The sequence below is a fragment of the Vibrio sp. E14 genome, from assembly GCF_020515785.1.
Taxonomy (GTDB): domain Bacteria; phylum Pseudomonadota; class Gammaproteobacteria; order Enterobacterales; family Vibrionaceae; genus Vibrio; species Vibrio diabolicus.
In genome coordinates this window covers 40,855-53,282 of sequence record NZ_JAHPJI010000005.1, presented here as the reverse complement: position 1 = coordinate 53,282, position 12,428 = coordinate 40,855, and the positions used below count along the sequence as shown (strand labels likewise).

11 protein-coding genes are annotated in these 12,428 nt (G+C 45.3%); all 11 read left to right on the top strand.

The genetic code is table 11. From position 1 onward, the window contains the following. Window positions 1–204 precede the first annotated feature (204 nt). Complete coding sequence (gene proV / locus LIX84_RS14905) at window positions 205–1,392, top strand: glycine betaine/L-proline ABC transporter ATP-binding protein ProV (protein WP_005393388.1); 1,188 nt, start codon at window positions 205–207, stop codon at window positions 1,390–1,392. A gap of 4 nt (window positions 1,393–1,396) precedes the next feature. Further along, on the top strand, window positions 1,397–2,488 hold the full coding sequence (gene proW / locus LIX84_RS14900; RefSeq protein ID WP_005393390.1) for a glycine betaine/L-proline ABC transporter permease ProW: 1,092 nt from the start codon (window positions 1,397–1,399) through the stop codon (window positions 2,486–2,488). Beyond that, window positions 2,481–3,488: a glycine betaine/L-proline ABC transporter substrate-binding protein ProX gene (gene proX, locus LIX84_RS14895; RefSeq protein WP_226421627.1), complete on the top strand. Its 1,008-nt coding sequence runs from the start codon at window positions 2,481–2,483 to the stop codon at window positions 3,486–3,488. Before proW ends, proX begins: the two co-directional genes overlap by 8 nt. A gap of 216 nt (window positions 3,489–3,704) precedes the next feature. Then, window positions 3,705–4,316: a thermostable hemolysin gene (locus LIX84_RS14890; RefSeq protein WP_124008934.1), complete on the top strand. Its 612-nt coding sequence runs from the start codon at window positions 3,705–3,707 to the stop codon at window positions 4,314–4,316. 79 nt (window positions 4,317–4,395) lie between these two features. Next, window positions 4,396–5,955 carry an AMP-binding protein gene (locus tag LIX84_RS14885; protein ID WP_226421626.1) on the top strand — a complete coding sequence of 520 codons (1,560 nt, stop codon included), beginning with the start codon at window positions 4,396–4,398 and terminating at the stop codon, window positions 5,953–5,955. 25 nt (window positions 5,956–5,980) lie between these two features. Further along, entirely contained in the window at window positions 5,981–6,664 is a 684-nt protein-coding gene (locus LIX84_RS14880; RefSeq protein ID WP_226421625.1) for a TenA family transcriptional regulator, read from the top strand. 8 nt (window positions 6,665–6,672) lie between these two features. After that, window positions 6,673–7,467 carry an SDR family oxidoreductase gene (locus LIX84_RS14875; RefSeq protein WP_226421624.1) on the top strand — a complete coding sequence of 265 codons (795 nt, stop codon included), beginning with the start codon at window positions 6,673–6,675 and terminating at the stop codon, window positions 7,465–7,467. A gap of 14 nt (window positions 7,468–7,481) precedes the next feature. Continuing rightward, complete coding sequence (locus LIX84_RS14870; RefSeq protein WP_226421623.1) at window positions 7,482–8,117, top strand: tetratricopeptide repeat protein; 636 nt, start codon at window positions 7,482–7,484, stop codon at window positions 8,115–8,117. A gap of 3 nt (window positions 8,118–8,120) precedes the next feature. Continuing rightward, window positions 8,121–8,777 (top strand): response regulator, encoded by a 657-nt coding sequence (locus LIX84_RS14865; protein WP_005393404.1) that lies wholly within the window; start codon window positions 8,121–8,123, stop codon window positions 8,775–8,777. Further along, window positions 8,767–10,179, top strand: a complete 1,413-nt coding sequence (locus LIX84_RS14860; RefSeq protein ID WP_226421622.1) for a sensor histidine kinase — start codon at window positions 8,767–8,769, stop codon at window positions 10,177–10,179. The genes LIX84_RS14865 and LIX84_RS14860 overlap by 11 nt, the downstream gene beginning before the upstream one ends. Window positions 10,180–10,380: 201 nt before the next feature. Further along, the gene (locus LIX84_RS14855) at window positions 10,381–12,330 is read left to right on the top strand and encodes an LTA synthase family protein (protein WP_226421621.1); all 1,950 of its coding nucleotides are present in this window, start codon (window positions 10,381–10,383) and stop codon (window positions 12,328–12,330) included. Window positions 12,331–12,428: the final 98 nt, after the last annotated feature.

Genomic DNA, 12,428 nt, shown 5'->3' with positions numbered 1-12,428 from the left:
TCATGGAAAAGTTATGCAAAGACAAGACTAACCATAAGTATCTATTTTTGTTAATAAAAACACCATTTAGCCACACCTACTTAATTGTTCATTGTATGCACATAAAACCCAGTTAACCGAACCCCATTCGTTGAAAGTTGAACTAAAATTAATTAGAGTACAAATCGTTAAACAGTTATAAACACACAAAAAAGGACAGATAACATGGATCCCATACTGGAAGTTAAGGGACTGTATAAAGTGTTTGGAGAAGACCCAGAAAGAGCCTTCTCGCTTATCGAAAAAGGTATCGATAAGGACGGTATTTTTGAACAGACAGGTTTAACAGTCGGCGTAAACGATGTATCTCTCACCATTAACGAAGGTGAAATTTTCGTAATCATGGGGCTTTCTGGTTCGGGAAAATCTACTCTCGTTCGACTCCTAAACCGACTCATTGAGCCAACGAAAGGCAGTGTTTATCTCAAAGGGAAAGATATTGCCCATATCTCTGAAGACGAACTTCGAGAAGTTCGTCGCAACAATATCTCAATGGTGTTTCAAAGTTTCGCACTTATGCCTCACATGACGGTGATCGAAAACGCTGCATTCGGTTTAGAACTTGCTGGCATTGATGTTAATGAACGTCAGAAAAGTGCCCTTTCCGCCTTGGAAAGAGTTGGCTTAGACCCTTATGCAGAATCTTTCCCTGACGAGTTATCCGGTGGTATGAAACAGCGCGTGGGTTTAGCAAGGGCATTGGCTTGTGACCCAGACATTCTATTAATGGACGAGGCGTTTTCCGCTTTAGACCCATTAATCCGTTCTGAGATGCAGGATGAGCTTATTCGTCTACAAAACGATGATAAACGCACAATTGTCTTCATATCTCATGATTTGGACGAAGCAATGCGTATTGGTGATCGTATCGCCATCATGCAAAACGGTGAGGTTGTTCAGGTTGGCACACCTGATGAAATATTGCACAGCCCAGCAAATGATTATGTTGAAGCATTTTTCCGCGGCGTAAACATCGCAAGTGTCTTGACAGCAAAAGATATCGCTCGCAAGAAGCCAGCCGCCGTCTTTAAGAAATCGGAAAATGATGGCCCGGGCTCTGCGATGCAGATTCTGATGGATCATGACCGTGATTACGGCATTGTCGTCGATAAATCTAGCCGATATTCCGGCATCGTGTCTCTTGACTCACTACGTTTGGCTCACAAAGAAAACCGCTCTCTAGCCAGTGCTCAATTGACGGATGAAGTCACTCTTCAGCCAGAGCAGTCAATCAATGACATTTTGGGACTAGTTGCAGGCGTTCCTTATGCCGTACCTGTCGTTGATGAGCAAGGTACTTACTTTGGTGTCGTGACTAAATCACGTCTTCTACAAACACTAGATAAGGATTAACACGATGTCTTCAGAGCAAACTAACAATGATCCCTGGTCGAATACCGCTCCTGCACAAGATGATCCTTGGTCACAAGGTGTAGGTGCTGACGCTGCCCCAAGTAATGACTGGTTAAGCTCAGAAACTGTAGAGCAAGCGCCATTCGACATTATGAACCCATTCCAAGATGCGGTTCTACCACTTGATAGCTGGGTAGAATCGGGATTGAACTGGTTGGTGGAACATGGTCGCCCTGTTTTCCAAGCAATTCGAGTTCCAATCGACTTTATTCTTACCTCGTTTGAAACTGCTTTGGTGTCCACACCTGCGCCCATCATGGTGCTCATTTTATTTTTGCTGGCGTGGCAGTTTTCCAATGTAAAACTCGGTTTTTCAACGCTTGTATCCCTTGTTTTTATCGGCCTAATTGGTGCGTGGTCACAGGCGATGACAACGCTCGCACTGGTTTTAACCGCCGTCTTCTTCTGTTTGCTTATCGGGCTACCGATGGGGATATGGTTGGCGAGAAGCCAAACCGCAGCCAAATTTGTTAGACCAATACTCGATGCAATGCAAACGACCCCCGCGTTCGTTTATCTAGTGCCAATCGTTATGCTATTCGGTATTGGTAACGTTCCTGGCGTTGTAGTAACCATCATTTTCGCACTGCCTCCCGTTGTGCGCCTGACTATTTTAGGGATTCAGCAAGTACCTGAAGAGCTGATCGAAGCGGGCCACTCTTTCGGGGCAAACAAAAAACAGATGCTTTACCGCATCCAATTGCCATTGGCGTTACCAACGATTATGGCAGGGGTAAACCAAACCTTGATGCTTTCACTTTCTATGGTAGTGATCGCTTCAATGATTGCGGTTGGCGGCTTGGGCCAAATGGTACTTCGTGGTATCGGCCGACTTGATATGGGTCTTGCTGCTGTCGGTGGCTTAGGCATCGTAATTCTTGCCATTTTATTAGACCGTATTACCCAAGTATTAGGGGTTAATGCGGGTAACACCAAGCTTCGCTGGTATCACACAGGTCCTGTTTCATACCTATTAAAACTGAAAACAAAGACGAACCAAGACGATCTAAAACTTAGGAGAAACATCAATGAATAATTCATGGAAGAAAGCGCTCTCTGTTGGAGCTCTAAGTACTATCGCATTTTCAACTTATGGTGTGGCAAGCGAACTACCGGGTGAAGGTGTGACTGTTCAGCCAGTTCAATCAACCGTTGCAGAGGAAACGTTTCAAACATTGATCGTAAACCGTGCACTTGAAGAGCTTGGTTACGATGTAAAACCAACTAAAGAAGTGGATTACAACGTAGGCTATACCTCTATTGCTAAAGGCGACGCCACTTTCTTAGCAGTAGGTTGGTTCCCTCTTCACGCCGATAAGTACACAATGTCTGGCGGTGATGATAAGTTTTTCCGCAAAGGTCAATATGTAAGTGGTGCTGCGCAAGGCTACTTGATCGATAAAAAAACCGCTGAAAAATATGGCATCACAAATATTGGTCAATTAAAAGATCCAAAACTGGCCAAGCTTTTCGATGCCAACGGTGACGGTAAAGCGGACTTAACAGGTTGTAACCCAGGTTGGGGTTGTGAAATGGTCGTTGAGCATCAGTTGGATGCATTCAAGCTTCGTGACACAGTAACGCACAACCAAGGTAACTACGCTGCGATTATCGCTGACACGATTTCTCGTTACAAAAAAGGCGATCCGATTCTTTACTACACTTGGACACCTTACTGGGTAAGCGGCGTCTTAGTTCCGGGTAAAAATGTTGTTTGGTTAGAAGTGCCATTCTCTTCACTTCCTGGTGAGCGTAAGGACATCGACACAACACTAGAGAACGGTAAGAACTACGGCTTTGAGATGAACTCTATGCGCATCGTTGCGAACAAAGAGTTTACTGAAAAGAACCCAGCAGCAGAGAAGCTGTTTGAAATCATCAAGCTAAACATCAATGATGTTAGTGCGCAGAATATGATGATGAGCCAAGGTAAGAACAGCTCAGCAGACATCGAGTCTCATGTAAATGGCTGGATCAAAGCGAACCAGAAGAAGTTCGACGCATGGGTAGACGAAGCTAAAAAAGCAGCCATGTAACCGACACGACCATTAAAATACGTGACACCTAACTTTAGAGCCAACCGATCACATCGGTTGGCTCTAATTTTATTCACCGTAGTAAAAAGGGTTACAACAATATTGAGCCCTGCTCCCAAGTATTTTCTTAAAGTTTCTATTTAATTTCATTCCTTAAGAGTTTCTTAAGTTTCGCGTTTTATTTTGTTGATATCCAATCAAACAAAGGAAGCGCTCATGAAACACCATGCACAAATTTCTGCAGATGGCTTTACTTTAGACATCGTCTATCCAATGCATCCGCTTTGGAGCCAAGTTATCGAGCATGTTTCTCAGCGTTATCAAGAAGCATTCTTTGCCGAGCTCAAACAGTTTATGCCGGCGTATTTAACCCTCATTGACGGCGGTCAAATTATTTCCGTATGCGGCTTTCGCATCGCCGAAGATGAACCTTTGTTCCTTGAACAGTATTTAGAAGACGACGCCCAAAAGCTGGTTTCTAACGTATTTAACTGCGACGTAAAACGTTCGAACTTAGTGGAGTTTGGTCACTTGGCATCTTTCGCTAAGGGCATGTCATCTCTGCACTTCTACCTGATCGCAGAAATGCTGGTCAATCTCGGTTTTGAATGGTGCATCTTCACCGCGACAGACCCACTTCACGCAATGATGGCGCGTCTAGGATTGGAGCCTCATATCATCGCGCAGGCCGATCAAAATAAAGTCCCCTATGCCAAGTCCACTTGGGGTTCGTACTACGAACATCAACCGCGTGTGTTAGCAGGCAATTTGCAAAAAGGACTCGAACGTCTTCGATTAGTCCAAGAAAGAAAACGCAAGCAAGCCTAGATAGAAAAGTAAACGTCGTTAAAAACGCAAACACAACCACAACAACTTGGTTAAACACAACGCAGAATATAGGTGATGTATGAATATTCTCCTCGATGCCATTACAAAATGGGCAAAAACGACACCAGATCGAGTAGCACTTGTCGGCTACGAAGCGAATCAAACGGTTGAACTGACTTACTCTGAATTGTTAAACAAGATCGAACTCGTTGCCGCCGAGCTTATTGCACAGAACATCAAAGCACTCGCGCTACGCGCAGAAAACAGCATCGATTGGGCCATTGTTGATTTGTCGGCGATGGCGGCAGACATAGTCGTCGTGCCTATTCCGACTTTTTTCTCTGATGCACAAGTTGAACATACGTTAGAACAATCAGACGTCGATGCTTTAGTCGGCGATTGGCAAGCATGGTTGGCTTCTCATCCTAAGCAAAACTTTAACCAGCAAGACCATCCGTTTTCCATTGCAAATTTGCCTTTGCTGCGTCGTAACCAGTTGGGAGATGAAGATACACAGGTAGCTTATCTACCAGAAACCGGAAAAATCACATTTACGTCGGGCTCGACTGGTCAGCCTAAAGGCGTGTGTTTAAGCAATGATCATTTGTGTTTAGTGGCGAAATCGCTCGCCGACGCAGTAAACGGCACGGCGCACTCGCACTTAGTGCTGCTTCCGTTATCGACGCTTCTCGAAAACATAACCGGTGTTTATGTACCACTCATGTTGGGCGTGACGTCATATATTTTACCCGGAGAGCAAACCGGCCTACTCGGTTCAAGCCAATTCGAACCGCGTTTGTTTGCACAAGCATTAGCGACCATCAAACCAGAAAGTTTAGTGCTAACACCGGCTTTATTGCTTGCGCTCATTCACATCGCGAAACAGCAGCCCTCTCTTGTGGATTCTCTAAAATTTGTCGCCGTTGGCGGTGCAAGAGTATCGCCACAACTGATTAACACCGCGCATGCGCTGAACATCCCTGCATTTGAAGGTTATGGCTTGTCTGAATGTGGCTCCGTCGTTTGTTTGAATACACCAGCCGCATTTAAAGCAGGAACGTGTGGCAAACCTCTTCCGCACACTCAAATTCGTATCGCGGAAGATGGTGAACTGCTCGTCAAAGGCAACGTTGCTCTTGGCTATTTGAATGAGCCGTTTACTCAAGAATGGTTGGCAACTGGCGACTTAGCCCAAATTGATGCGCAAGGCTTTGTCACTCTCTCGGGGCGTAAGAAGAACCTTATCGTCACCGCGTATGGAAGAAATGTCTCACCGGAATGGATTGAATCAGAAGCGTTGGCGTATTTGCCGATGACGCCACTGATCGTTACGGGCGATAACCAACAAACATTATGCGCTGTCATTGCCAATAGCGAAGACGTCGAAGCAAAGGTTCATGCATTAAACCGAACCCTACCCGATTACGCTCAAATCCGAACCTTATTGCTGCTGGACAACCCACGAGCCATCTCTGGTTGGTACACGGATAACGGCAAGCTCAAACGAAATCAAATCGAACATGATGTGGCTCAGTTATTAGCGTGCACAACGCCTGAATTAACGCTGCAAGCGCAAAAGATCCAACGCATCGATTGGCCCTTTCAGCAACACATTACGTCTTTCCAAACTGCATCTTAGTTAACGGCTTCTTAAGGAGAAGGTTATGACTTTATTTTTCGAACAACTCAAACAAAGCACTGCAGCTGCTCAACAAGCAATATTAACTGCGCCAGTCATCGCAGACGTTCAACAAGGCAACATTTCCAAAGGTATGTATATCGCCTTTCTAACCCAAGCTTACCATCACGTTAAGCACACCGTTCCCTTGCTGATGGCGTGTGGGGGCCGACTATCTGGCGAATACGAATGGGTACGAGACGCCATTGCCGAATACATCGAGGAAGAGAAAGGCCATCAAGAATGGATTTTAAATGACATCAAAGCGTGCGGCGGCGATGCCGAAGCGGTGCGCAATAACAAAGATGTAGGTCACGTCGGTGCGCCGATTGAATTAATGGTTTCCTACCTTTACCACAACATTGACCGCCACAACCCACTCGCGCTGTTTGGCATGGTGTGGGTATTAGAAGGCACTAGCGTCGGTATTGGTGGCCAAATGGCTGAAAAAATCCAGTCAACGCTAAGCCTACCGCCTTCCGCAATGACTTACCTAGTTTCACACAGCGTGTTAGACCAAGATCATCTGCAATTTTTTGAATCACTGATGAACAAAATCACCAAAGTGGACGATCAACAAGTCATCATCGACTCCGCAAAAATGGTGTTCGCATTGTACGGACAAATGCTGCGTTCTTTGCCTTCTTTCTCAACCCAACAAGCGGCGTGAGGTGAAGCATGATCATTGACAACAGCACCATTCTCCTGACAGGCGCAACGGGCGGAATTGGGCAAGCCATCGCGCAAGAGTTAGCAAAACGCGGTGCCAGCCTCATTCTTGTTGGGCGAAACGAAGAGAGCTTGCAAACACTACAGCGTGAACTGTCGAATCCAGAATGCCATAACCTAGTCGTTGCAGACATCACCTCATCAGAAGGATTAACTATGATTAAAGATCGAGCGCGCCAACATCAAAAAGTGGACGCACTGATTAACAATGCGGGCAGCAACGATTTCTCGTTGTTAAGCCACAAACGACCAACGCAGATTGCAGACGAAATCCAACTCAATCTCGTTGCGCCAATGCTGCTGTGCCAATCGGCGTTAACGTGGTTAAAACAGCCTGGGGTGATTCTCAATATAGGTTCCACATTCGGCTCAATTGGCTACCCAGGCTATACCTCCTATTGCGCGGCAAAAGCGGGGTTGCACCGTTTTACCGAATCGCTCGACAGAGAGCTGTTCGCAACCGGAATCCGTGCGCTGTATTTGGCACCAAGGGCGACAGAAACCTCACTCAATAGTGATGCCGTCAATGAAATGAATCGACAACTGGGTAACAAAACGGACTCGCCGCAAGTTGTAGCCGATCACGTTGTCACCATGTTGGAAAAAGAAATTTCCGCGAAATGGATTGGTTGGCCAGAAAAGCTTTTTGCGCGCATCAATCAACTGCTTCCAAGCGTGGTTTCTTCTGCGATTCGTAAGCAGCAAGAAACCATTCATCAATACGTAAACCGAGTCAGTCACTGAAGAGGACATAGACGATGAAGACCAAACAACTACTTTGCGCTTTGACGGTTTGTTCAACGTTAGCTTCGACCGCTGCGTTGGCAGGTAATACTCCACTGCAACAAGTTCAAAAGAAATGGGCGGAATGTCAGTACAACACGCCCGATGGAGACGAAAAGGAACAATGCTTCCATCGCGCGATTGCCAAAACCAGTATTTATCTCGACAGAGAACCGGGCAATCCCGAACTCACTGTTTGGCTGGCAATCAATAAAGCATCGCTGGCTGGTGCTCAAGGTGGCTTGGGTGCACTATCACTCGCCAAAGAAGCCAAATCTTTACTCGAAGGGGTAATCGCAACTTCACCGCAAGCACTTGATGGATCTGCATACACCAGTTTAGGTTCTCTGTATTACAAAGTTCCGGGGTGGCCAATTGGCTTTGGTGATGACGATAAAGCCGAAGAAATGTTGAAAAAGGCGTTAGAGATCAATCCAAAAGGCATCGATCCGAACTATTTTTATGGAGACTTCCTTGCAGAAGAGGGTCGAGACAAAGAAGCGAAAGTGTATTTGACTCGCGCAATGCAGGCGTCACCTCGCCCTGACCGACCTTTGGCTGATAAAGGTCGAAAACTGGAAATTGAAGCGACTCTTGGGAGTTTGAAATAATCCATGCGCTTATTACTCGTAGAAGATGACAAACTACTCGGTCAATCCATGGTGACTTCATTAAGTCGCCATGGGTACACCGTGGATTGGGTGGAAAAAGGCTCTGGCGTGACTAGCGCACTCAAAACAGAAGCGTTCACCGCCGTAATATTGGATCTCACTCTCCCCGATATCGATGGATTGGAAGTTCTGCGTAATATTCGCAAAGGCGGATTTAAGCTCCCAGTGATGATACTTACCGCACGAGACGACATTCGCGATCGCGTTCAAGGCCTTGATGGCGGCGCAGATGATTACCTCGGAAAACCGTTTGCACTCGAAGAGTTGCTCGCTCGCTTGCGTGTGTTGATTCGCCGTCAATCCGGTAGTGCAGAAGAAATCATTCAAGTTGGACAGTTATCTTTATCCTTATCGGAACAAAGCATTCGCTACGATGACGCGCCGCTTAAACTCACACGCAATGAATTTAAAATCCTCACCAGTTTGATGACGAACGCCGGACGCGTGCAAAGTAAGGAGCAATTGCAACAATCACTACACGGCTGGGATGAAGGTTCAAGCGACAACGCTATCGAAGTTCATATTCACAATTTGCGTAAAAAAGCGCCCAAAGTGGTCATTAAAAATATTCGCGGTGTGGGGTACATTCTTGAAAGATAAGAAATCGTACTCGATCAAACGTCAGTTAACTCTATCAGTAGGCGTGTTGGTAAGTGTTCTCTTACTCATCTCACTTTATTTCAGTTTCCAATCTGCGAAGCACGAGGTCGAAGAAGTTTATGACGCTAGGCTTGGACAATCCGCAAAATTAATGTTGCTGACGCTCTCAATTTCAACGGAAGAGAGGACTCTCGCTAACCATCGAGAATTATTTAATGAGTGGATGGAAAACATTGAGTCAATGTCAAAGTCTGACGACGACAATGTCACAAAATTCGGCCACCCTTATGAACAAAACTTGGTTTTTCAATTCTATCGAGACAACACACTGATCTGGAGCTCTGATCAAGGCTTGCACGCACTCTCTACGTCCTTTGATAATAACGGCTACGCTGATATCGTAAAAGACGGTACACAATGGCGTACATTTCAGATTTCACTGCCACAAACAAAACATGATAATGAATACGTCGTGGTTGCAGAAAAATACAAGATACGTAAAGAGATCATTCACGAAATTGCCCTATCCACATCAATAGAACAATTGCTGATACTACCAACTTTGTTGCTTTTGCTGTTTTGGTTGATCGATAAACATTTCCGACCGATTAACGACCTGCGCACCGCCATCACACAAAGAAACGTACACCGATTAGATCGCATTCATGTAAAAGACAACACCGTTGAACTCGCACCACTTGTCGATTCACTCAACTCTCTCCTCTCTGAACTAGAGTTAGCCTGGCAAAGAGAGAAACGCTTTACACGTGCTGCAGCGCATGAACTAAAAACCCCACTAACAATCCTTCGTCTTAACGTAGAAAATGCACTTGAAAGTAATGATCCGGAGCAACTAAGAGGAGATTTATACAACATTCTACAAGGCATTGAACGCACTGACCGCCTTATCCATCAGCTACTGACTTTAGCTAAAGTAGATAGCTTATCAGAACGTGTATTCGACACCGTTAAGCTAACCCCTTTGTTGCAAACCGTTGTTGCTGATTTGGCACCGTTAGCATTGAAGCATAAGCAAGACATCAGTTTATCATCTTCCAACATCGCTATATCCGGTGATCGAATGTTGTTAGAGGTGTTATTTCGTAACCTCGTCGATAATGCGATTCGTTACTCCGGCGAGCACAGTGATATCCAAGTAAGCGTCACAGAGAACAATAATACAATCAAAGTCTTAATTTCCGACACTGGCCCAGAGATTCCACAAGAAACGCGAGAAAGGATCTTTGAACAATTCTACCGAGGTCACTCAGAAAAAGGCGATGGTGCGGGGTTGGGCATGTCTATTTGCAAAGATATCGCCACGCTACACAGCGCAACGATAGAGCTGATTCCGAGAGAAAACGGCAAGAACACGTTTGTCGTCGCATTCCCAAAGTACTAGCGAAAAAAGACGACTAAAAAGGCGATATGGAGCACACTTCTATCGCCTTGTTTCGCACCAAGCATGAGACGTCCCCCACTCTTACATAGACATACCAACACTTACACTACTCGACCATAAACCCACATTATAATTCACGTTTATTTCACGCTTGCTTTGTTAAAAACAACACAACATAACAATTAAACTATTCGAATAAATATGAAAAACTTATCTAAGGGCTCTGTGTGGGGGCCTTTGCAGCCAATTGCTGCTTTTTCTTTGTTTTCACTTATATTTTTGTCTATCTCACGCGTTTTGCTCGCCTTTTGGCAGCTTGATCGAATTGACTCTTTCAACGACTTAATTTATATCCTAGGCCAAGGCTTACGCGTAGACATTGCAACACTGTGCTGGTTGTTCATTCTCCCTGCACTGCTTTCTGCCCTAATGCCATTAAACGGCAAGATTGGGCAATGCTGGAAATGGATATTGCGCATATGGATGGTTTTAGGGCTTTGGATTCTCGTATATATGGAACTGGCAACGGCACCATTCATTCAGGAATATGACCTACGCCCAAACCGTCTGTTTGTGGAATACCTTATCTATCCGAAAGAGGTCATGAGCATGCTTTGGACTGGCTATAAGCTAGAGCTGTTTATTGGCGCGTTAGGCACGGCATTAACTCTAGTTTTGGGTTGGAAGTGGAGCAAAAAACTGACCGACAATGCACAGCAGATCAAATGGAAGTGGCGCCCACTATTAGCCATTTTTGTTGTACTTCTTGGTGTTGCAGGCGCACGCTCGTCTTTAGGCCACCGCCCACTAAACCCTGCCATGGTGGCATTTTCTAACGATCCACTGCTTAACGACTTAGCATTAAACTCATCTTACTCACTGCTGTTTGCTGTCAACAGCATGAAGTCAGAAAAAAGCGCAGAGCAGTTCTACGGCAAGATGGATAATCAAAAGATGCTGGAGCTAGTTCGCGCTTCGTCAAAAAAGTCCGACTTTGATCCAACATTGCTTCCAACCATGAACAGTAACCCCGCGACTTACCATGGTAAACGTAAGAACTTAGTGATCTTGCTACAAGAGAGCTTAGGAGCGCAATTTGTGGGTTCTTTGGGTGGTCTGCCTCTTACGCCAAACCTAGATGAACTCATGGCTGAAGGTTGGCAGTTCACGCAAATGTACGCAACGGGGACTCGTTCTGTTCGTGGTATCGAAGCTGTAACCACGGGTTTTCCTCCATCCCCTTCTCGCGCAGTGGTGAAACTAAGCAAAAGCCAAACAGGCTTCTTTACCATCGCAGACTTACTCAAAGCACAAGGCTATCACACGCAATTTATTTATGGCGGTGAAGCAAACTTCGATAACATGAAAACCTTCTTCTTCGGTAATGGTTTTGATCAAATCGTCGAAGAAGATGATTACAATAACCCAAGCTTTGTTGGCTCTTGGGGGGTCAGTGATGAAGACTTATACAACAAAGCAGACGAAGAGTTTGAACGTCTTTCAAAAAGCGACAAACCTTTTTTCAGCTTAGTTTTTACGTCAAGCAATCACAGTCCTTATGAGTATCCGAAAGGTAAAATTGAGCCATACGATTCCGAACACATGACGCGTAACAACGCTGTGAAATATTCAGATTACGCTTTGGGTACGTTCTTTGAAAAGGCGAAAAACTCATCCTACTGGGATGATACTATTTTCATTGTCATTGCAGACCACGATGCCCGCGTGTCTGGCGCTAACTTGGTTCCAGTTAAGCACTTCCACATTCCTGCATTGATCATTGGTAAAGACATTCAACCACGTAAAGATGACCGTATCGCAAACAACATAGATATGCCGCCTACGCTGTTGTCTCTTATTGGCGTAGACGCCAAAACGCCGATGATTGGTCGTGATTTAACGAAACCACTGGCTCGCGAAGATGAACGCGCAATGATGCAATACGACAAAAACTTTGGTTATTTAACGCGTGACAACCTAGTTGTGCTTTCTCCTGGTGAAAAAGTATCGACCCTGGCGTACGACTTTGAAAGCCAAACCATGAAACCGCTAGAAGTCGATGAATCCGTTATTGAACGCGCAAAAGCAAACGCATTGTTTGCATCTAAGGCGTATCAAAACAACTGGTACGCTTCGAAACGTACCAACTAATATCCGCTGATTCAGTTAAAAGGGAGCCAACTGGCTCCTTTTCTTTATTCTTACACTCTCCTTCGAATCTTCTACTGACAGAACTCGTCTTACCCTTC

Excerpts from the sequence above, each read along its gene's own strand:
- proV (WP_005393388.1), top strand. The coding sequence starts at position 205 with ATGGATCCCATACTGGAAGTTAAGGGACTGTATAAAGTGTTTGGAGAA.
- proW (WP_005393390.1), top strand. The coding sequence starts at position 1,397 with ATGTCTTCAGAGCAAACTAACAATGATCCCTGGTCGAATACCGCTCCT.
- proX (WP_226421627.1), top strand. The coding sequence starts at position 2,481 with ATGAATAATTCATGGAAGAAAGCGCTCTCTGTTGGAGCTCTAAGTACT.
- LIX84_RS14890 (WP_124008934.1), top strand. The coding sequence starts at position 3,705 with ATGAAACACCATGCACAAATTTCTGCAGATGGCTTTACTTTAGACATC.
- LIX84_RS14885 (WP_226421626.1), top strand. The coding sequence starts at position 4,396 with ATGAATATTCTCCTCGATGCCATTACAAAATGGGCAAAAACGACACCA.
- LIX84_RS14880 (WP_226421625.1), top strand. The coding sequence starts at position 5,981 with ATGACTTTATTTTTCGAACAACTCAAACAAAGCACTGCAGCTGCTCAA.
- LIX84_RS14875 (WP_226421624.1), top strand. The coding sequence starts at position 6,673 with ATGATCATTGACAACAGCACCATTCTCCTGACAGGCGCAACGGGCGGA.
- LIX84_RS14870 (WP_226421623.1), top strand. The coding sequence starts at position 7,482 with ATGAAGACCAAACAACTACTTTGCGCTTTGACGGTTTGTTCAACGTTA.
- LIX84_RS14865 (WP_005393404.1), top strand. The coding sequence starts at position 8,121 with ATGCGCTTATTACTCGTAGAAGATGACAAACTACTCGGTCAATCCATG.
- LIX84_RS14855 (WP_226421621.1), top strand. The coding sequence starts at position 10,381 with ATGAAAAACTTATCTAAGGGCTCTGTGTGGGGGCCTTTGCAGCCAATT.